This window comes from Sulfobacillus thermosulfidooxidans (assembly GCF_001280565.1).
GTDB lineage: Bacteria > Bacillota > Sulfobacillia > Sulfobacillales > Sulfobacillaceae > Sulfobacillus > Sulfobacillus thermosulfidooxidans_A.
Genome location: NZ_LGRO01000001.1, coordinates 1,378,298 through 1,400,195 on the forward strand (window position 1 = coordinate 1,378,298; position 21,898 = coordinate 1,400,195).

Sequence of the window (21,898 nt, forward strand, 5' to 3'; positions counted from 1 at the left end):
CCGTCCTCCTCTATGCCCATCGTGACATAAGAGATTCCACGATTTGAATTGCATTGGTCGCCGCACCTTTGCGAAGGTTATCGGCTACCACAAACATGTGCAGCCCATTGTCGACAAACAAATCGCGGCGTATGCGCCCAACCAATACTAAATCTTGATCAGCCGCATCCAAGGGGATCGGGACCAGACCCTGAGAGGGATCATCAACAACACGAAGTCCCGGAGAACGCGCCAAAAGTTCACGAACCTGAGAAAGCTCAAATGATTTTTCCGTTTCAATGTACACGGATTCCGCGTGTGAGATATAGACGGGCACTCTCACTGCGGTGGCACTGACGGGAAGAGACATGCGAAAAATCTTTTGTGTCTCCCGCGTCAATTTCCATTCCTCGCCGGTATAGTCGTCATCACCAAACTTGTCACAATAGGGCAACACGTTAAACGCGATGGGCGTGGGATAGGTTGTCGGAATAACCTTTTGGTGTTCGAGCACCTCATGGGTTTCTTTGGTCAACGTCTCCATGGCTTCGCGTCCTGTTCCGGAAACGGCTTGATATGTTGATACAATCACGCGTTTCAAGCCATATTCACGACGAATAGGTTCTAATGCCACCACCATTTGAATCGTTGAGCAATTGGGTGAGGCAATAAGCCGGGCATCACCCACGGCATCAATATTGACTTCTGGCACCACCAAGGGCACTAAGGGATCCATACGAAAATAACTCGACTTGTCTACAACTGTGACCCCATGGGCCGTAGCTATGGGAGCATAGGTGCGACTGGCCTCAGTACTCGCCGCAAAAAAAGCCACGTCAACGCTTGACCAATCCATCGATTCTACACCGCGAACGGGTACCTCCTCGCCGCGAAACTGGACGGTTCTTCCATGGCCTTCCGTAGCAAGAGCCGTCAGGCTTTTCACTGGAAACTCTCGCTCCGCAAGAATTTCCAAGATTTTTTGTCCCACTAGACCCGTTGCTCCCAAAATTGCGACCCGCACGCCTTTCACCGGAACATTCACTCCCTTATTATTATCGATCCCATGGCACTAAAATGGGCTGCACTTGTTCGTGTTTCAATGCGGCCTGAATAGATGGGATGATGAGTTCTAAATGTGCGTCCAATGAGCGCGGCTTGCGTATTGGATCATCCTGCCCAAATGGTACAAAATAGATGTTGCGTGCACTGAGGAGCCTCCCCAAATTCATCGCATTCATCCCCAAAAGGTCATTGGACGTGATGGCCAATAAAACAGGACCCCCATTGCGCAATTGTGCCTTAACGGTCATCGTGACAGGTGAATCATTGATGGCATTGGCAATTTTGGCCAACGTATTTCCTGTACATGGCATGACCACCACAATATCAAACCAATGTTTCGGTCCACTGGGTTCTACTTCCGGAATTGTCGTCAAAATTGGCTGATCTGTTGCCTTCGTAATTTCGTCTTTCCAGTAATCCGGAGACCCGAACCGGGTCGAAACATGTAATATTGATGGCGACACAATGGGTGTCACAATTGCTCCGTGCTCAACCAATATTCTCATTGTAGCGACAGCGCGATGCATATTGCAATGGGAAGCGGCCATTGCCACACCAATTTTTATGCCGGCTAGTTCTTTTTCGCTCATATCGCTGACCCCCTCCTCGGATGCGTGACCCGATCAGCCTTGTCTTGCAAAATAAATGCCAATGTCTCCCAAATGATTTCAGCCGCTCTTCGAGGTGCAATGTGGCCTGGTACTCCCAAATACGATTCGTAGCGGGACAAAACTGCGGGGCTATTTGCCACTTCCGGATGTAAGCCCCCCGGTTTAGATGCGAGGTCAATAATCCACGCCGGATCTGTCGCTTCCGCCCATTCACTGGTCAAAACAGGGGCGGGAATGGTATTAAACACCCCATCGACGGGAGGGCACCAGCGAGGGTCCAAGGGATGGACGGGAAAACCCATGGCTGAAGCCATCGCCCGTTTTTCGACTGAACGGTCAAAAATTTCGACAATGGCACCATACGCCTGAAGACGTAAAGCCAATATGGAACCGACGCGCCCAAAGCCCAAAATCGCAATGGGTCGGTGATATAACGTAAATCCGGACCGTCCGATTGCCGATTTAATTGCGCCTTCTGCTGTTGGAACCGCATTCAACCACATAAACGTCGTTTGATTGCGATATTCTATTGTCTTAAGCCCCAAATCCTGCGCTTTTTCTTTGACGGGTGAAGCTATTAGCCCAGCCGCTAAAACGGCTCCTTCCCCCATCGCGCTCAGAATGTCCAGTGTTAGGGTGACCTGACCGTCCATCGTTGTCATGGAGCCGTCACCGCGAATTCCCGTCATCGGCCCAATGAAAATATGGGGTGCTCTATCACCAAGATGAAATGGTTCAACATTATCAACATGAAAACCAAAGGATTTAACGACAAATCCTTGATCCTCTAAAAAGCGGCATAACCATACGTCGCGAGCATCTCCACCAGCCACGACTACTTGTGTTGACACAGTTTTCTCATCCTTCCTCGAACACCCGTTACGGGTATATAAAAATGACCTATCTTACCGTTGTTAAAATGAAATGGGTTGAGAGTCATTCCCCGTTCATCAAGGGGAACACCAGTTACTCTTCTTAGCCCACTATACGGAAGGAATAGCTAGACCGTTCCGATTTTTACAGTTCCATAAATTACCATGCAGAAAACGAAAAAATCCGGGAGATATCTCCCGGATGCGCTGCAAGTTATTAAGGTTAGTGGACGTGAATGTCAGTAGCGCCATGCTCTTGGAAGAGTTTTTTGGCTTTGTCTACTTCAGGTGCATCAGCTCGCACCATTAAAAGCACATCCCCCTCTTTTAAGCGGGTCTCATATTCGTGGCTTTCGTTGCTCGGAATGCCATAATCCATCAAAGCACCCGCAAGCCCGCCTGCGACAGCCCCTGTCAGCGTAGCAGCCAAAGGTCCTGCCGCAATAATGGGGCCAACCCCAGGTATTGCCAAGGCACCGACACCGGCCAAAAGGCCGGTAACTCCACCCAAGGTTCCGCCCCAGCCAATCCCACTTGACAGATTGTGCATGTCACTGTCCGGATGACCAGCTTGTGTATGGCCATCATGGCGGGCTACCAAAGAAATATCTTTCTCCGGAACGCCGCGTTTCTTTAATTCATCGACGGTTTTTTCAGCATCATCATGGTTTTTAAATGCACCCACGACAGTTTTCTCCACGTTAGTATCCCTCCTTTTCGCACGTGGTCGGACTTAGTATGTCCGCCACACGAAAAAAGAGGCTATCAATTTTACGAATCTGCGGGAGCAGAAAGATCATCATCTAAATCAACAATCATGACTTCGGGCCCAATGCGTCTAATGGATCGCCAGGGAATTTGCGTGGGTTGCTGGATTTGACGACCAAAACGTCCCCGCGGCGGGACCAAAATCGCCTGGATTGCACCATTTTCGGGATCAATTTCCAAATCCGTGTCTCCTAATGGTCCTAACCGACTGCCATTGGACAAGTTAATAATTTCTTTTGAGGCCAATTCACTGAAACGCATAAGGCGTCCCTCCTTAGGAAAACTTATGCGCTAAAACCTCCTTCTAGTACCTGCTCGATGCTGCCAATGGGACCGCAAGCTGCGAGTGCCCACGGATTTTGGGAAAATAGATGCTGGGCCAGGGCTGTTATGTCGGGACAAGTAACGCGTTCTAACTGAGCTAGACGCTCCTTGGGATCTAATGGCACCCATCCATAAAGCCCATAAGGCCCAAGCCGCATCATTCGGCCATCCGGAGTTTCCATAGCAAACGCCATGGAGGTTTCAGCTTGAGTCAGAGCCCACTCGCGTTCCTCCAAAGAAGGCGGTTCATGCATCAACAACTGAATTTCTTCACGAACTGCTTCTAATGCCCGGGGCACAGACCGCGGAGAAAGAGCCATATAAATAGATAATTCCGCCCAATCTTTCAAAGCAGAGTAGGACGATGAAACCGTGTAAACGAGCCCTTCATCTTCCCGTAACCGTTGCCAAAGGCGGGACGAATTCTGTCCAGCCAAAATTGTGCTCAAAATCAATGCGGCATCATATTCAACATGACCCAGTGGCGGTGCCGGAACGCCCATGGTCAAATGCACTTGCTCCCCTGCTTGGCGTAATAACTGGATACGTGGCATCACCACCAAAGGTTTTCTGGGGGTCGGTAACCCTTGTGGACGCAGCGGCCACTGATATTCTTGCACCTGTTCTCGTAAGGCATCGACGCCTTCCCCACTCAACACTAAAACAATATTGCTGGGGAAATAAAACTGATGATAAAAATTTCGCAGTTGGCGAGCATCAAAGTGCATTAAACTCTCTTTGGTTCCCAACACATCGTGATGAAAATCCGGGTCAGGGAATAGCGCAGCCATATATAATTCTCCAGACCGATCTTCCAAGTCGTCCTGGGCTTCGAGTAATTCTTCCAAAATGACCTGCCGTTCCTTACTAATATCGTTATCGTCTAGCCACGGATCGCTAATTAATGTCCATAATAAATGCAATGCTTGAGGGGCTTTCGACGCCAAGACTTTCGCATAATAGACTGTGTAATCACGTGTCGTAAAAGCATTAATTTCACCACCCAGCTGATCTTGCAAGTTCGCGATATCCCGCGCTGACCAGGGACCCGCCCCTTTAAACACCGCATGTTCCAAAAAGTGAGCCGCCCCATATTGATGGCCATGTTCATCACGAGATCCCGCTCTCACGTAAAACGCGATAGCCGTTGTGCCCAACGATCCATAGTCATCCCAGATCACCGACATTCCCGAAGGCAACGTGGTTAAATAATTTATTGCTGTTCTCCTGCCTTTCATTGCTCGAGCATTTTGGCCATCCTGTGAAGACGCCAACTATCCCTCACATCATACCAAAAGCCTCACAGACGAACCAGTTTGAGGAGAGCTTAACCGTCACCCGTGGGAGTGCCCATTTTTAGTAATGTCGATATTGTCACTAGACGATATCCTTGACTTTGCAAGCCCTGGATAATCTGTCCCAAAGCGTCTACAGTACGGTTCGTTGGATGCATCAACACGATAGCCCCGGGCTGTGCCTTTTGCAAAACCTTGTTAACCATATAAGGCACATCCGAGGATGGTCGCCAATCAATCGTATCGATTGTCCACATAATCACTGGCATGTGCAGTTCGGCTGCTGCCGTTAACACCGCTGTCCCTAGTTCGCCATAAGGCGGGGCATAAACGGTGGGCACGACGTTGGCAGCGTGTTTCACTGCGTCATTAGTTTTGGCAATATCGGTGAGATTTTCTGCCACCGACATATTGGCTGGATGACCATGAGCCCAACCGTGATTGCCGACTTGCATGCCGTCACGAACCATTTCCTGTACGAGCTGCGGGTGATTTTTGGCCCAAACCCCTCCGACCATAAATGTCGCCTTGACATGATAGTGCATTAACACGTCCAGCAGTTTCGGAACATACTCAGTTCCCCACACCACATTAATGGTGAGCGCCATGGCCCGCTCAGACGTTATTACCCGGTACACGGGACCAGGAATGGACGCGTTGACAGGCACACTCGAAGGAGCGGGAGTTTTAAAAATCAGGATACTAGCAAAGAAAATGGCCATCAAGGATACCAATTTGGCTGTAGGGGAGCGCAAGGATATGACTTTAATCCACATCAGGAAATATCTCCTTCCCGACTATCGTTGGGTTCTCACTTGTCCTATGACAAGTTCATTCAAGCTAGAACCCCCGAGCCGGGATTTTCCTGAGATGTCAAACACCCGTTGGTAGTAGAAGGCTGCTCATTTCTGCCCAATATCCATAAGTTGCGTAATCACCGCAAGATCTTGGCTTCGCGCGGCCATGTCTTTCCCCGGTGTTTCTAATATGACTGGCCAATGTTTTTCATCCGCCAGTGATAAAAGTTGCTGTAAACCTTCTGGACGCATCTGGCCGGTGAGTAAATGGGCATGGCGATCCCGCTTTACGCCTACTGGGTACATATTGTCATTTAAATGAATGCCTTTTACCCGTTCCAATCCAATTTTTTGATCGAGTTGCTCAAAAAATCTCGAAACATCATCCGCTGTCGTGAGGGCATAGCCAAAAGCCATGGCATGGGCTGTATCCAGAAGAAATCCAATCCGACGCAGGCGTCTTAAGTGAGAAAACAAACGGGCCAGATCATCTAAACTGGCACCAATTTCCCGGCCTTGGCCAGCAGCATTCTCAATTAAGACAAATCCTGGCTTTTTGAGCATGTAGCGAATCGTTTGACTAAGGGCTTCTAAAGATTCCTCGACAGAAGTCTCTTGTTGATGACCAGGATGAAGAATCAAATAGTCACCATGCAGACGTTTCACCCGAATCATCTCTTCGCTCAAAACAACCCGTGCGCGGTTTTTCATCTGGGGATCCGTTGCCGCCGGATTGACAAAATAAGGGGCATGAACAAAAAACGGGCGGATGTGGGCCTGCTCCAACCAGCCCGTTACCGTCCCCGTTTTGGGAAGTGGTTTACTTTGTCCTCCCACCGGACTTCTTGAAAAAATCTGTAGCGTGCCAAGTCCGTACTGCGCAGCATGAAAAATGGCATAATCAAGACCTTTGGCTGTCGACAGCTGGCCGCCAAGAACTATCATTTGGCGGAATCACGCTTTGGTATTCCGTGGGATGATGACCGATGTGACGATGTGCGTTCACGCTCGTGACTCGACCGCGGTTTCGGCGGTTCATAGCCTTCCGGGACGGGCAAGGTGTCTTTATGCGACAAGTTAATCCGTCCTGCGCTATCAATCTCAATCACTTTCACTGTCAACATATCGCCTACCGATACAACATCTTCGACCTTGTTGACCCGGTTATACGAAAGTTGTGAAATGTGCACGAGCCCTTCTTTACCCGGGAGAATTTCGACAAACGCACCGAAATTCATAATCCGTGTCACCCGGCCTTCAAACACCTCGCCAACTTGCACACTGCGCGTGAGATCTTCGATCATTTTTTGGACGCGTCGAGCCACATCTTGATTAATGGCAGCAATGTAAATCGTCCCGTCATCTTGAATATCAATATCGACTTTCTTATCGCCGACTTTGGTGCTCTCAATAATCTTATTAATCGTTTTACCACCTGGTCCAATGACATCACGGATTTTATCCGGATCAATGGTCATGGTTAAAATGCGGGGTGCGTGCAGGGATAATTCTTTGCGGGGTTCGGGAATGACCGCCTCAATCATATCAAGAATCTGCAGTCGCGCTTTCTTGGCTTGTTGCAGGGCTGTCTCAAGAATTTGACGGTCGAGTCCGTGGATTTTTATATCCATCTGGATAGCCGTGACGCCTTCCCGTGTACCTGCCACTTTGAAGTCCATATCACCCAACGCATCTTCTAACCCTTGAATATCGGTTAAAATCACCATGCCTTCCTCATTCTTCACCAAACCCATGGCAATACCGGCTACAGGAGCCGATATGGGCACACCGCCATCCATTAGCGCCAGAGTGCTTCCACATACCGACGCCATTGAGCTCGAACCGTTCGATTCTAAGATATCCGACACCAATCTTAACGTGTAAGGAAACTCTTCCTCCGAAGGGATCACTGGTTCCAAAGCCCGACCGGCCAAAGCTCCATGACCAATGGCGCGTCGGTTCGGTCCGCGCATCGGCCCAGCTTCCCCAGTGGCAAACGGCGGAAAATTGTAGTGATGCATGTACCGGCGCGATTCTTCGACACCAATACCATCCAACATTTGCTGATCAGATAACGGCCCCAAGGTCATTGCCGTTAAGGCTTGGGTTTGCCCACGAGTAAAGAGACCAGTACCATGCACGCGTGGCAAGACGCCAACTTCAATCGAAATCGGCCGGATTTCATCAAATGCCCTGCCGTCGGGACGAATGCCGTCATGAATGATGGCATGGCGCACAACCTCTTTCAGCACTTTCTTGAGGCTTGTGGCAATCATCGCCTCTTCTTCAGGAAACCGTTCCAAAAGCATTTGAGTAATTTCTTTGTTGACTTGTTCGATATCAGCACCGCGCTGCTGTTTATCGGTATTGCGCATGGCTTCAAGTAGCTTGTCCCATGCCAGTTCTCTGGTTGCGGCCATCAATTCGGGAGAAGGCAGGAACAACGGATAATCTGCTTTGGGTTTACCAGCAATCTCTTGAAACCGGCGAACTCCTTCAATAATGCGCCGAATTTCCTCGTGTCCAAAGAGTATAGCATCTAGCATGACCGATTCGGGAACAATATTGGCCCCGGCCTCAATCATCAAAATCGCGTCATAGGTACCAGCAATCATCAGTTTCAGATCGCTTTTCTTTTCCTGTTCAGCCGTGGGATTAATAATAAATTGACCATCGACATAGCCAACCTGAACAGCCCCAATCGGCCCGTCAAATGGGATGTCAGAAATGCTTAATGCCGCAGAAACTCCGATCATTCCACAAATTTCTGGGGAATGATCATAATCCACGGATAATATACTCACGACCACATGCACTTCATTGCGCAATCCTTCCGGAAACAACGGGCGAATCGGCCGGTCAGTCAGTCGTGCCGCCAAAATGGCCGACTCACTGGGCCTACCTTCGCGTTTGATGTATCCTCCAGGGATCTTGCCAACGGCATAAAGACGTTCTTCCACGTCGACCGTTAACGGAAAAAAATCATAGTTTTCTTTGGGTTCTCGCGACGAGACAACGGTCACGAGCACGACGGTATCTCCGTACCGGACAACCACCGAACCATTGGCTTGTCGGGCCATTTTTCCGGTTTCCAGTGTCAAAGTGCGGCCGCCTACCAAAAAGTCGGTAGTGATAGCCTCCATATGTACCCTCCTGTACTCCATCAATCCAAAACTAAGCGTATTCTCATCGATAGTTGGAAAAAAGAGCGGGATAGTCCCGCTCTATCGACGCAATCCCAACCGTTCTATCAGAGCATGATACCGTGCGCTGTCAGTTTTTCGCAGGTAATTCAATAGCGCCCGACGGTGCCCGACCATTGTCAGTAGACCGCGACGGGAATGATGGTCCTTTTTGTGTACCTTCAAGTGCTCAGTGAGTTCCGCAATGCGCTGAGTTAACAGCGCCACTTGAACCTCTGGCGACCCCGTGTCCGATTCATGCAGCCGGTTAGCCGCAATGATGGCCTGCTTTTCTTTTGCTTCTAGGGCCATCGATTTCCCCCCTTTCTGAACAACCACTTAATGCGCGTTAAAAAACGCGCCCATGTCTTCATCCTCTGCTAATATGGAGAGCAATGCGTCCTGATAAGCCTGTACTGCCGGTTGGGTAACTCCTGCCCGCCGATAAAGCTCTTCCAGTTGACGCTGCAAGCGCTTAAATTCGCCTGTCACGCAAATGGCAGCAATTTTGCTGACCATTCCCTGCCAGGTCTCCGTTTGCATTGAGCTTCCTCCAATCCAAAGACACTTTATTGTATCATGCTGATATTTTTAGAGCAACTGACGTGCGCGATCAACATCATAATGGATTTGCCGAATCAGGTCATCCACTGTTTCGAACTTCTCTTCCGCGCGAAGTGCCTGCCGAAAATCAAATCGGACAACGTCATCGTGAAGATCAGGAAGCGTCTGATCAATCACATGAACCTCCAATATCGGCTTGTGGCCGCCAAATGTAGGACGAATTCCCCAGTTGGCGACAGCTGGCAACCGCGCATGATTTTGCTCGTCAATCGTTACGTAACCCGCATACACGCCAAAGGGGGGCATAATTTGTTGGTCTTCAGGCAAGAGATTGAGTGTGGGAATGCCAATTGTCGCACCTCGACCTTCTCCATGAGTGACCACTGACTGAACACTAAACGGATGTCCCAGCAACTCATTGGCCTGGTCGATTCGACCCTCAGCAATATGCGCCCGGATGGTAGAACTCGATACAACCACGGAATCGGCGTTAACAGGTTCCACAATCCGGACGCCAACATGAGTAGCAGCTCCCCATTGTTTTAATGTCTCTGCGGTTCCAAGACCCCCTGCCCCAAAAGTAAAGTTGTAACCCACCACAACCGCCTGGGCCTGAAGTTTTTGTTGCACTTCAAGAGCCAAAAACGCCATGGGCGGGACCATCGCCAGATTATGGTCAAATGGTAGGACACGAACAAAATCTACCCCATAATGATCTAACCAATGCAATTTTAAATCCCGGGGAGTAATCAAATAGTGTTTGGGGGGATTGGGACGCAAAACCAAAGAAGGGTGCGGCTCAAATGTTAATGCCACCACAGGCAAACCATGCATCGCCCCAATTTCTTTCGCCTGATTTATCAACGCCTGATGTCCCAAATGCACACCATCAAAGTTCCCAATGATGACCACTGTTGAAACGCCGGGACCCGGTCCCGTCAAAAGTTCCATGCTTTACTCGTCCTTTGCCAGAACTTTGCGAAAGCGCCAAGGTGGACCTTCTATAACCGCCACAACCTGGCCTTCATAGCTTAATCCCATAATACCGTGAAAACCCGGTAGATGGGGAATTCCTGAATATTTTCCGTGAATCAGATCAGATCGTTGCTGACTGTTGACGCACACGCTGGGAATCGTCAACAGGGCAGGGCCCGTGAGCAACATGCGAGTCCAATCCGGCTCGTTTTGAATCTGTTCTAGATGGTAAGCGGTCTCAACCGTAAAATATCCCACACGGGTTCGAATCAAAGACCGCATGGTCGCTGCTTGACCCAGCAAAAAACCCAAATCTCGCACCAGAGCTCTGATATAAGTTCCTGGACCAACGGTGAATTCTAAGGTCCAATAGCCATTGTGCCCTTCGACAATCCGAATGTGCTCAATTATCGTGGGCCTTGGTCCCAGCCATACACTGTGGCCGTGCCGAACGATGTCATAAGCCCTTCGGCCATTTTGTTTTAAGGCAGAGACTTGCGGAGGAAATTGTCGAATCTCGCCTTGCAACCAAAAAATCGCTTCCTCTATTTGCTCTCTACTGGGATAAGGAGGCCCTGATTCGGCCACTCGGTAACCAGTACGATCTCCACTGTGGGTCTGGGTTCCAAAAGTCATTTCCGCCTGATATACTTTAGGCTTTAGATTTGTCCATTCTAAGAGACGCGTATAGGACCCAATGGCGACCGGTAAAACCCCTTCCGCCATTGGGTCAAGCGTCCCGGCATGACCGACCTGCTTTTGCCCGGTTAAACGCCGAATTTCCTGAATCACTTGGTGAGAGGACATGCCCACCGGTTTATAGACGTTTAAGAATCCACTTGGCACAACAATCCCTCAGTTAACGAAGACCCGAGTCTTATGATTGTTGGTCGGGCAACGTCTTCAAAATATCTTGAATGTGCATACTTTCCACAATCGACGTATCCAACCGAAAGTCTAATTGTGGCGCAAGTCTAAGATGTAACCGGCGCGCCACTTCCCCACGTAAAAAGGGCGTGGCGCTTTTCAGCCCAGCCAAACTCGCTTGGGCTTCTTCGGCATTACCTAAATGGCTAACATATACTTTTGCCACAGACAAGTCTCGCGACAAATCCACATGCGTGATACTGACAAAACCAATCCGCGGATCCTTAACATCCCGCTGAAGCATATCCCCAAGCTCTTGCTGAATAGATAACGCAATGCGTTGGGCACGCGCCTTATTCATCGTCAGTCCCTCACTTTTAACTGGCCTTGACCTCTTCTTCCGTAAAGGCTTCGAAGATATCACCGACTTTGATATCATTGAACTTTTCTAGACCAATCCCGCATTCAAATCCGGAGGCGACCTCGCGCACATCATCTTTGAAACGCTTCAACGATCCAATATTGCCTTCGTGAACTACTGCCCCATCGCGTATCACACGAATCTTACCCGAACGCAAGATTTTTCCATCGGTTACATAACAACCCGCCACGGCACCGACCTTGGGCACCCGGAATACTTCTCGCACCTCGGCGCGCCCGAGGACGACCTCCTGATACTTCGGTTCTAGCATCCCCTTAAGGGCTTTGTTGATATCATCAATGGCATCATAAATCACTCGATAGTTCCGAATGTCGACATGTTCTTTTTCAGCAATCTGCCGCGCTTTATTTTCAACGCCAACCCCAAAGCCTACAATAATCGCATTAGAGGCTTGGGCTAACATCACATCGGTTTCGGTCACTGTACCAACCCCGGAATGGAGAACCCTGACACGAACTTCTTCATTCGATAATTTACTCACCGATTGCGCCAACGCTTCCGCGGAGCCATGGACATCCGCCTTAATCACTAAATTCAGTTCTTTAACGGCTTCATCTTTCAGGCGTTGTAAGAAGTCGTCGAGAGACACACCACGCCCAGCAGATTCTGACTGCCGTTTGAGCCGTTCCTGACGGGCATCGGCAATACTTTTGGCTTGCTTCTCATCTGCCAAAATGACAAAGTCATCGCCCGCCTCAGGTAACTGGTTAAATCCTAATACTTCAACCGGCATGGAAGGTCCAGCACTTTTTACGCGCTGCCCCCGGTCGTTAATGAGTGCGCGAACACGTCCATATACCGATCCTGCCACAAACACATCGCCGACTTTAAGCAGTCCCTTGGCAACTAATACCGTTGCAACCGGTCCACGCCCTTTGTCTAATTTGGCCTCAATAATCGTTCCTTGTGCAGGCCGATGACTATTAGCTTTAAGCTCAAGAATATCAGCTTGAAGAATGAGGGCTTCAAGTAATTGGTCAATACCTTCACCAGTTCGGGCGGACACAGGCACCATTATTGTATCGCCGCCCCATTCCTCCGCTATTAATCCATAATTGCTGAGTTCCGTACGAACTTTGTCCGGATTGGCATCTGGTAAATCGATTTTGTTGATGGCGACAACAATAGGCACATTAGCGGCCTTCGCATGATTAATAGCTTCCACTGTTTGCGGCATCACGCCATCATTGGCAGCCACCACGAGGACTGCCACGTCCGTCACCTGGGCACCGCGGGCACGCATCGAGGTGAAGGCTTCGTGACCTGGCGTGTCTAAAAATACGACCTTGCGGTCATGCCATTCAATAACTGAGGCCCCAATATGCTGGGTAATGCCGCCGGCTTCAGATTGCGTCACCCGAGTTGCTCGAATGCGATCCAACAACGACGTTTTACCGTGGTCCACGTGTCCCATCACGGTGACCACAGGTGGCCGTTCAGTGAGACTTTCCGGACTATCGTCTTCACCTTGCAAAATTAACTCTTCTTGTTCCTCTTGGGTCGCCCGTTCTTCAACGGTAGCCCCGAGCTCCGTAGCCACAATCACGGCCGTATCGCGGTCTAATTCTTGGTTCACACCCGCCATAACGCCTAAAGCAATCAAGCGTTTTATCAACTCATTGGCCTTGACACCCAATTGGTCCGCTAAGTCTTTCACCATAATCGATCCGGAAAGGACAATATGACGCTGCACCGGAGGCATGGCCGTTTCGTTTTGGTGGTTAGCCGCTGATTTTTGCGATTTACTTCGCTTTTTGCTACCATAGCGTTCTTCGTCCCACTCGCCCCGACGCCGCCCGATCTCCTCGTGCACATTCCGGCGATCCTTATTGTTATGGATGCCACGGCGACTTTGCTCTTTGCTAGGCCGTGTCGGGGGAACGGGCACTGGCGGAACCGTCAACGGCTTAGGGCCTGAGCGGTAAGGTGTGCTACTGCGAGCAGACGAGGAATGCGAATTAGCACTAGGCCTTTGGTAATTGCCACCTTGCGGACGTCCCGCCGAATTTCCTGCAGGCCCCTGACGCCGCTCCCCGCTCGGTGCTGGCCGCGGTCCAGAATTTGCGTAGGCAGGATTTCTCCCACTGTTCTGTGGCCGGCTAGGAGCGCCACCCCCACTCGGACGGTGAGCATTATTCCCCGCTTCATAGCGGTTATGATCGCGATAAGGTGCTTGGCTTCCCCGTCGTTCATTATAATTACGGTTCGCACCACTATTCGCAGGACGTGTACCCGTACCCGTACCCGCACTCGCACTCGCATTTGCCGCAGACGCAGGAGCTGGACGTTTGGAGGCGGGTTGCGTCGGTGAGGCGCTGCTGTGATGGACCGCTGACGATTCTGCTGTGTCCCGTGCGGGGGCTTCTCCCGCTGGGCTCTCAGTCTTTTTTACCACGGTTGGAGTGGTTGGCGGTTCTGGTGGCAATTTTCCCTCCATGATGTTTTTGACCGTTTGTACGGCTTCCGGTTCGACCGTGCTCATGTGATTCTTGATATTCTCGACGTGAAGACGATGAAGAAGATCGATCAGACGTCGACTGTCTAACTTCACTTCTTTGGCTAACTCGTATACTCGAACTTTTTCTTTTTCTGTCAAACTTTATCCCCCCTGATGAAACTCCCAACTGGGTAGCCAGGCGGTTGGCGATGTTTTTGTCCAATATCGCAAGTACCGCGTGCGGACCCATGCCCATAGAGCGTCCGATATCGATCATTGACCCCGCTTGAACCAACGGAATCCCTAAGTTTTGGGCCCACAGGTGGTACTTGCGATAAACTGACTCCCCGGCATCGAGTGCAATCAGTATGAGTTTTGCCGTACCCTCATTCATAGCTTTTTGCACTTGGTTATGCCCAGGCGCCAATTGGCCAGCGCGTTTCGCCAAACCTATCCAGTTTAACCAGTTATCCACTGACGTGCTCCTTTTCCACTAACTGTCGCAGCTGATCAATAACTTCGCTTTGTAGTGTCACTTCTAACGCTCCCTCAAGCCGTTTGGATTTCAGTGCCTGATCAAAACATGTTACCGTAGGACAAATATAGGCCCCACGTCCCGACATTTTACCGCGCCCGTCAATCGTCACCGTTCCTTGGGGGGTCCTCACGACGCGAATTAACTCCCGCTTGGGACGCGTTGTTCGGCACGCTACACAGGTCCGCATTGGTATCTTCTTGGCTTTCATTACCACCAGCTCCCACTATTGGAAACCTGCGACTCAGAACGCAAATCTACCTTCCAACCGGTTAGTTTGGCTGCAAGTCGAGCGTTTTGCCCTTCCTTGCCAATTCCCAGCGATAATTGATTATCCGGGACCACGACCCGAGCCACACGCGTGTCCGGTTCGACAACCACTTCCGTGACTTGAGCCGGGGATAACGCATTGGCGACAAAAACTGTGGGATCGGGATCCCAACGAATAATATCCAATTTTTCCCCGTGCAACTCTTGAACGATTGCTTGAACCCGCGTCCCTTTGTTACCCACACACGATCCCACCGGATCGACATTGGGATCGTCGGCCCATACGGCAATTTTGGTCCGTGCTCCCGCTTCGCGCGCAATCCCTTTAATTTCGACCACACCATCATGAATTTCTGGCACTTCGAGTTCAAATAAACGCTTAATCAATCCCGGATGATTACGGGAGACAAATATTTGTGGTCCTTTATTGGTCTTTTTGACCTCCACCACATATAATTTGACCCGTTCGTTAGCTCGCAAACGTTCACCCGGTACCTGCTCACTAGGCATCATAATGGCTTCAGTACGTCCTAAATCGATATAGACAAGGCCCCGCTCTGCCCGTTGGACTAACCCCGTGACAATGTCGCCTTCTCTTCCCACAAATTCCTCGTAAATCAATCCACGTTCCGCTTCACGAATACGCTGCACAATCACTTGTTTAGCGGTTTGAGCAGCAATGCGGCCGAAATTTTTGGGTGTCACTTCAAACTCAAGAATATCGCCTTCCACAGAGCCAGGGCGTATTTCACGAGCCTCGTCCAGCCCTACTTCTAAACGATGATCCTGCACCTCTGCCACGACAGTCTTCTGTGCCCATACTTGTGTAGCTCCGGTTTGCCTGTCAATACGTACGCGCACGTTTTGGGCGGAGGCAAAATTACGCCGATATGCCGAGATAAGCGCCGATTCAATTGCCTGAAAGAGAATTTCCTTATCTATGCCCCGTTCTCGTTCCAGATCATCTAACGCGCTCAGCAATTCCGAATTCACCCAATATCCCCCCTAAAAGGAGCCTTGGCCCCTGTCAAGCGAAAAGAGTGGGAAGATCCCACTCTGAGCCTGATCAATGATCAGCCTACCTCTAAAATTACTAAAAGTGTCACATCCTTATCTTACCACAGTCAGCGAGACGAGAACAACCTTTTGTGGTATCAGCAGTTGCCGGAATATATGATTCATACTTGTCAACTACCCCTATCGGCCTGAGCTCTGTCTCCTTTCGAATAGGACCCTTCCCCGCAGAGCCTCTTACCGGCGCCCTCCTCCCGAATCCGACAAAGCCATAAATGGCATGCGTCGCCTAGGAATGAAGTGCAGAGTCCTCCCTCCCGTATCATCGCGAAAGCTGGACCGTGAGCCCCTGTTCCGTGCATGCAGTTAGTCTCCCGCAGAACTAGAAAATATTTTACGTTCAGGAAATCTCTGACTTTGGGTCATCCCCTCGTCGGGAATACACGAACATCTTCCTTTATTTCCAATACCGGTGCATGTTAACTGCTCGTCAAATCCTTTCGTTGTGGCGAATAACCCTGTCGACCCGCTCGGAGTTAATCCATTGAAGGGCGCCTTCCAAATGTGCCCTGCCAAATGAAAGCCAGACCAATAGACAAGAAGAGGACCACTGCTCCGGCTAAGAGCGCCTCTTTAGCGCCCCTAGGCAACAAGTAACCACTCATTAAAGCCAACACAAAGGATCCCAGTGTCCCCGCCGATTGAAAAACGCCCTGAATTTTGCCGCGCGTTGTATCCGTGGCAAAAGCCATCACATCGGCATTTAACGCAGGTGTAATCAAACTCATGGCAATCGCCTCAATCGACGATAACAAGATAGAGATCCAGGGCCACCGAGATAAGGTATAAAGAATAATCATAACGCCATTCAAAATGGCACCGGAATAAATTAGCCGTGGGCGCCTGGCCGGATTATCAGCCAGACGGCCTGCTAAAAAGTTGAAAAGTAAGTAAGGCAAAGCGAATAGTGTCCACGACAAACTAATGAGCAACGAATCCGCGCCAATACTTTGCATATAAATGCTCCAGGTGGCATCATACATGCCTCCTAAACCCATCCATCCAAAATTGATTATGAGCCAACCCACTAAATAACGCCACGGCACTGCCGGTGATCCGGTATTGTTTGCGCGTCTAGTGAAGCGCGACACCACTGGTGTCTTGGCGATCCCGGTAATTACGGCAAGTAATGCCGCCAAATCTAGCACTGTCCCCACCCAAAACGGAGCCATTAAGCTGCCCGTAGCACTAGCAAGTCCTCCAATCATCGGACCTAGGGCAAATCCGGCCATATAGAACGACGACATTAACGCGTACGCGCGTCCTCGGTGTTCTTCTTCCACATAATCCGCCACCAAAGCATTGGCTGCAGGAAGAAAAGCCGCCACGCCAATCCCTTGAAGCGCCCGGAACAACAAATAATATACGGGAGGCACGGCTAACAAAAACAGAAAGGTTCCCAAAGCGCTAAGAAATGCCCCAACAATTAGGAGGCGTTTTCTTCCCCAGCGGTCTGACAAGGGACCCAAAATTAGTTGCCCCACAAAGGAAATCAAAGCATAAAGTGCCGCCATTAAACCAATCCAACTTAGTGGCAATCCTCGTTGCCGAACAAACAATGGCAACAAGGGCAAAATCGATCCAAAGCCACTTTGGATGACCATTGTGGCAATCAATAAAGGCCACAAAGCGCGCCTTGATTGTGAATTAGAAAAATGCAAGCTGATTAGTCTCTCCTAAGTCCTTAAGCGCACCTTGAGCCCTAAGGAGGTCAATGACACTCTTGCTAAGCCGTGCTCGTTGGCGCAAATCGTCGACAGATAAAAAGGGCGCTTCTTGTCTGGCCTGAATAATATTTTCTGCAGCCGCTTGTCCTAAACCGGGCAGTGCAGCAAAAGGAATTCGCAAACCGTCCTCTTCAATTTCGAAACGTGTCGCATGCGATTTCTCTAAACTGACGGGATAAAACCGGTATCCTCGGGCCAATAGTTCCCGCGCAATCTCGAGAACGGTGACCAATCCCTTTTCCTTCGCAGTAGCCTGGTTTCCCTTTTCCTCAATGTCCGCCAGCATCTTGTTGATGGCTTTCAGCCCTCCTAAGACTGGTTCAGGGTCAAAGTCGGAAGCCCTCACCGAAAAGTAGGTCGCATAAAAGGCCAAGGGATAATATACCTTAAACCAGGCAATACGCCATCCCATCATGACATATGCCGCCGCATGTGCCTTAGGAAACAAGTAACTGATTTTGCGGCAGGATTCGATATACCAATTTGGCACATTATGTTCTTTCATCAAGGCTTCTTGTTCCGGCTTGAGTCCTCGCCCTTTACGCACCGATTCAGAAATGGCAAATGCCGCTTTAGGTTCAATCCCCCGGGCGATTAAATACAACATAATGTCATCACGGGTCGCAATCACGTCGGATAATCCCCCGAGATTCTGACGAATAATGTCCTGCGCATTATTCGCCCACACTTCTGTTCCATGAGACAACCCGGAGATACGCACGAGTTCCGCAAAAGTTTTCGGTTTGGTGTCAATGAGCATCCGACGCACAAAGCTCGTTCCAAATTCAGGAATTCCGAGACTGCCTACCGGGGTGCCGATATCCTCGGGTTTTACGCCCAAGGCGTAAACATCACGGAACAAACTCATAGTTTTTTCATCTTGAAATGGCACGCTCTTCGCTGATATGCCTGTTAAGTCCTCTAACATGCGGATCGCGGTCGGATCATCGTGACCGAGGAGATCGAGTTTTAACAGGCGGCCTTCGATGGAATGGTAATCGAAATGGGTCGTGATAATATCCGAATTGCGATCATCCGCGGGATGTTGGACAGGACAAAAATGGTGAATATCCTCATCACGGGGCACAACCATTAGACCACCAGGATGTTGTCCCGTCGTCCGTTTGACCCCCGTGATGCCTGACGCCAGCCATTCTAGTTCAGCACCAGACACCTCCCGTCCTTTTTCCCTTGCCCAAGCTAATACCAATCCGATCGCCGTTTTTTGGGCAATCGTCGCAATAGTACCCGCCCGGAAGACGTGTCCTTCACCGAATAACACTTCGGTATATTTATGGATTTCGGGTTGATATTCCCCTGAAAAGTTCAAGTCAATATCTGGTACTTTATCGCCCTCAAAACCTAAAAAGGTTTCAAAAGGAATATCTTGTCCATCACCGATTAGTCGCGTCTGACAACGGGGACAATCTTTCGCGGGAAGATCAAATCCAGATCCCACCGATCCATCGGTCACAAATTCTGTATAGCGACATGACGGACATCGATAATGGGGAGGCAACGGATTCACTTCGGTAATGTCCAAAAATGTGGCTACAAGTGAAGAGCCCACCGAACCCCGCGATCCCACTAAATATCCATCATCCAGCGATTTTTTTACTAGGCGGTGGGCGATGTAATAAATGGACGAGAACCCGTTTTGCACGATTGAACGAATTTCCTTGTCGAGCCGGGCTTGAACAATGTCTGGTAAAGGATCGCCATATAATGCCTTGGCTCGTGCAATAGGATAGTCTTGAATAGTTTTTTCGGCTTCGTCCAATTTCGGCGAAAATAGGCCGTCGGGTACTGGCTTAATCGGTGGAATTTGCTGAGCGAGATTCCAAGGGTCGTCAATCACGATTTTTTGCCGCACATCATCGGACAACCAATCGAAATTGTCCCACATCTCGTCAGTTGTGCGAAAATGCAGGTCATCATCGGCATCATGTAATTCTCCTTTGGCCGTAGTCGCCAGAATCTCCCGGAAAATTTTTTGATCGGGCCGAATATAATGCGCATCGGATACGGCCGGAGTAGGTTTATCATATTTTTGACCCAGCCCGATCAAATCTGAAATCCACTTTTGGACCTGTTCAGCATTTCCTAAATTTTCTTCACGGATCAACGACTTGACGGCACTGACTGGACCGACTTCCCAGTAATCATAAAACCTAGCCAAGCGGGCCAAGTCATCGTCCGATGCTCCCCGGAATAATGCGTCTTGAATCTCACCGCCATGAAGAGGCGAACCCAAGAGCCAATATTGACGTCCCTCCTCGAGAAGCTGACGCCGCACACGAGGAACCCGGTGAAACGTTTCGAGATGGGATGTGCTGATAAGACGGTAAAGCGCTTCGATCCCGTCTTGTGATCGCAAGAGCACTGTGACCGGGGTGGGACGTCCAATGGTATAGGAAATGGGCACAGATTCGGTTAGAGCCGATAAATCACCTAAAGTCCCGTCTTGGTGCTGTAACAATTTTAATAGGAGTAAACCGGTTGCTTCCGCATCAGCCAAAGCCCGGTGATGCTGGGACAACGGAATCTTGAGGTAATTGGTTAACGGTCCTAACCCATGACTCTTCATTTCCGGCAGTCGGATTCTCGCCAACGCCAGCGTATCGATTACCGGGAATCTCCACGCATCTTGGGGAAAAACGCGGTGAAACGCCCGTGACATAAAACCCATATCAAATCGGGCATTGTGGGCCGCCAAAACAGCACCCGAAGCGAAAGCAAAAAAATCGCGAAAGACCGTCTCGGAATCTGGGGCGTGAAGGACTTCGTCGGCCCGGATTCCAGTGATGTCCTGCGTCGCTTGAGAGATTTTTCTGGTTGGTTTCAGCATCGAATGAAACCGGTCCACAATCGTGCCGTTTTCAATCTTTACCGCTCCTAACTCGATGACCTCATGAACGCGGGGAGATAGTCCCGTCGTTTCCACATCTAATACAACAATGGGCCGGTTCTCTAGCGTGCCATCAATCTCGGGAACATAACCCGTTAAGGGGGAAATCCTGTCGTCGACCATATTTACTTCGACCCCATAGATTGCCTGAATCCCTGTCTTTTTACTCAGGCTTTCAAGTTCTGGATAGGTTTGAACCACCGCATGATCTACAATGGCCACATGACTATGCCCGAGACTCTTTAAATGCTGGAATAAGTCCGGTAAATTGATCAGGGCATCGCCCGCACTCATCCGACTGTGCACATGAAGTTCAATGCGTTTGCGAGGCGCATTGTCAATCTCTACGTTCATTGGGGATATAATGCCTGCATGTTTGACACGTAAAATCTTCTCGCCATTATACTTGTCTTCTTCTACCTGACCTTGGACCTTTACAAATACGCCTGGACCCATCAGTGACAGATCCGGGAAGGATTGACCCCGGCGTTCCGAATAACGAAGGCGGACAGCATGATGCATATCGGTGAGAACAGCACTCCAGTGACGCAAATTATCGCGCCCTACCCGGATGTCGGTACTGACAATTTGGCCCATTACTACCACGTCCTTACCCTCCAGCAGGGCATCGATCGGCATGGGCTCTCCATCTGGTACGCCATTTCCAATGACGTTGTTGGAGTCAGAAGCTGAGGACGACACATCGACGGGAAGAACAGGGTCAGGTTCAGGAGGTGCCGGACTTAAGACGTGGTCATGCCAGGCAGGCATATCAGGCCAGTATCGCTGCAAACGAGCAACGCCACCCCATTGCTCAAAAAGTTTATAGGCCACGTTATTGGGAAAGGTCACGAAAATCCCTACAGAGTCCAGTTGAACCTGTTCGGGATCGAGCAATTGACCAATCCCCGATCCCGTCAGTGAAAAGATTTGTTGCAGGCGTTCACCGGGCTCAGATGACCACGGGTATTCGTCCCAAACCACACGGCGTCCCCATTGATTACTCAGGTAATCCGCTAACCGGCGAAGCCCTTCATTTCCTTCGGGTGATTTCTCTACGAGCACAATCCGAATTTGATTCTGGCTGACTTCTGCCCACAGCGGTTCGAAATGGCCTAGGGTCTCTATCTGTTCCTCATATAGCCATCTTTGTAAGCGGTCTGTCAGCATCTTAATCCCTCACACGTGACATCTTTAACTAAGCGA

Annotated in this window: 19 protein-coding genes and 1 pseudogene; all 20 read right to left on the reverse strand. The window is 49.9% G+C overall.

The features are described from left to right. Window positions 1-10: 10 nt before the first annotated feature. Window positions 11-1,012 (reverse strand): aspartate-semialdehyde dehydrogenase, encoded by a 1,002-nt coding sequence (locus AOA63_RS06910; RefSeq protein WP_053959016.1) that lies wholly within the window; start codon window positions 1,010-1,012, stop codon window positions 11-13. Window positions 1,013-1,034: 22 nt separating this feature from the next. Then, window positions 1,035-1,634, reverse strand: a complete 600-nt coding sequence (locus tag AOA63_RS06915) for a dipicolinate synthase subunit B (RefSeq protein ID WP_053959017.1) — start codon at window positions 1,632-1,634, stop codon at window positions 1,035-1,037. Next, window positions 1,631-2,506 carry a dipicolinate synthase subunit DpsA gene (locus AOA63_RS06920; RefSeq protein ID WP_053959018.1) on the reverse strand — a complete coding sequence of 292 codons (876 nt, stop codon included), beginning with the start codon at window positions 2,504-2,506 and terminating at the stop codon, window positions 1,631-1,633. Before AOA63_RS06920 ends, AOA63_RS06915 begins: the two co-directional genes overlap by 4 nt. Before the next feature lie 244 nt (window positions 2,507-2,750). Then, on the reverse strand, window positions 2,751-3,227 hold the full coding sequence (locus AOA63_RS06925; protein WP_053959019.1) for a general stress protein: 477 nt from the start codon (window positions 3,225-3,227) through the stop codon (window positions 2,751-2,753). Window positions 3,228-3,298: 71 nt separating this feature from the next. Further along, window positions 3,299-3,556 carry a YlmC/YmxH family sporulation protein gene (locus AOA63_RS06930; protein ID WP_053959020.1) on the reverse strand — a complete coding sequence of 86 codons (258 nt, stop codon included), beginning with the start codon at window positions 3,554-3,556 and terminating at the stop codon, window positions 3,299-3,301. Window positions 3,557-3,579: 23 nt separating this feature from the next. Beyond that, window positions 3,580-4,893, reverse strand: a complete 1,314-nt coding sequence (locus tag AOA63_RS06935) for a M16 family metallopeptidase (RefSeq protein WP_139061515.1) — start codon at window positions 4,891-4,893, stop codon at window positions 3,580-3,582. Between the two features lie 53 nt (window positions 4,894-4,946). Beyond that, window positions 4,947-5,690 carry a polysaccharide deacetylase family protein gene (locus AOA63_RS06940; RefSeq protein ID WP_053959022.1) on the reverse strand — a complete coding sequence of 248 codons (744 nt, stop codon included), beginning with the start codon at window positions 5,688-5,690 and terminating at the stop codon, window positions 4,947-4,949. Between the two features lie 126 nt (window positions 5,691-5,816). Then, on the reverse strand, window positions 5,817-6,656 hold the full coding sequence (locus tag AOA63_RS06945) for a deoxyribonuclease IV (protein ID WP_053959023.1): 840 nt from the start codon (window positions 6,654-6,656) through the stop codon (window positions 5,817-5,819). Next, entirely contained in the window at window positions 6,653-8,854 is a 2,202-nt protein-coding gene (locus AOA63_RS06950; protein ID WP_053959024.1) for a polyribonucleotide nucleotidyltransferase, read from the reverse strand. Before AOA63_RS06950 ends, AOA63_RS06945 begins: the two co-directional genes overlap by 4 nt. A gap of 81 nt (window positions 8,855-8,935) precedes the next feature. After that, window positions 8,936-9,205: a 30S ribosomal protein S15 gene (rpsO, locus tag AOA63_RS06955; protein WP_053959025.1), complete on the reverse strand. Its 270-nt coding sequence runs from the start codon at window positions 9,203-9,205 to the stop codon at window positions 8,936-8,938. A 27-nt stretch (window positions 9,206-9,232) separates the two neighbouring features. After that, the gene (locus tag AOA63_RS06960) at window positions 9,233-9,436 is read right to left on the reverse strand and encodes a hypothetical protein (RefSeq protein WP_037913452.1); all 204 of its coding nucleotides are present in this window, start codon (window positions 9,434-9,436) and stop codon (window positions 9,233-9,235) included. Between the two features lie 48 nt (window positions 9,437-9,484). Then, complete coding sequence (gene ribF / locus AOA63_RS06965) at window positions 9,485-10,408, reverse strand: riboflavin biosynthesis protein RibF (RefSeq protein WP_053959026.1); 924 nt, start codon at window positions 10,406-10,408, stop codon at window positions 9,485-9,487. 3 nt (window positions 10,409-10,411) lie between these two features. After that, window positions 10,412-11,278 carry a tRNA pseudouridine(55) synthase TruB gene (gene truB, locus AOA63_RS06970; RefSeq protein ID WP_053959027.1) on the reverse strand — a complete coding sequence of 289 codons (867 nt, stop codon included), beginning with the start codon at window positions 11,276-11,278 and terminating at the stop codon, window positions 10,412-10,414. A gap of 31 nt (window positions 11,279-11,309) precedes the next feature. Beyond that, entirely contained in the window at window positions 11,310-11,660 is a 351-nt protein-coding gene (gene rbfA, locus AOA63_RS06975; protein WP_053959028.1) for a 30S ribosome-binding factor RbfA, read from the reverse strand. 16 nt (window positions 11,661-11,676) lie between these two features. Beyond that, entirely contained in the window at window positions 11,677-14,337 is a 2,661-nt protein-coding gene (gene infB / locus AOA63_RS06980; protein WP_053959029.1) for a translation initiation factor IF-2, read from the reverse strand. A gap of 64 nt (window positions 14,338-14,401) precedes the next feature. Continuing rightward, window positions 14,402-14,653, reverse strand: a pseudogene (locus AOA63_RS20570) (L7Ae/L30e/S12e/Gadd45 family ribosomal protein); the annotation flags it as partial. Then, a complete protein-coding gene (gene rnpM / locus AOA63_RS06985) occupies window positions 14,646-14,924 on the reverse strand; it encodes an RNase P modulator RnpM (protein WP_053959030.1) in 279 nt (92 codons plus the stop codon). The pseudogene AOA63_RS20570 and the gene rnpM, both read right to left, overlap by 8 nt. After that, on the reverse strand, window positions 14,924-15,976 hold the full coding sequence (nusA, locus tag AOA63_RS06990; RefSeq protein WP_053959031.1) for a transcription termination factor NusA: 1,053 nt from the start codon (window positions 15,974-15,976) through the stop codon (window positions 14,924-14,926). The genes rnpM and nusA overlap by 1 nt, the downstream gene beginning before the upstream one ends. A gap of 557 nt (window positions 15,977-16,533) precedes the next feature. Continuing rightward, window positions 16,534-17,718 (reverse strand): MFS transporter, encoded by a 1,185-nt coding sequence (locus tag AOA63_RS07000; protein WP_053959033.1) that lies wholly within the window; start codon window positions 17,716-17,718, stop codon window positions 16,534-16,536. Then, window positions 17,705-21,862 carry a PolC-type DNA polymerase III gene (locus AOA63_RS07005; protein ID WP_053959034.1) on the reverse strand — a complete coding sequence of 1,386 codons (4,158 nt, stop codon included), beginning with the start codon at window positions 21,860-21,862 and terminating at the stop codon, window positions 17,705-17,707. Before AOA63_RS07005 ends, AOA63_RS07000 begins: the two co-directional genes overlap by 14 nt. Window positions 21,863-21,898: the final 36 nt, after the last annotated feature.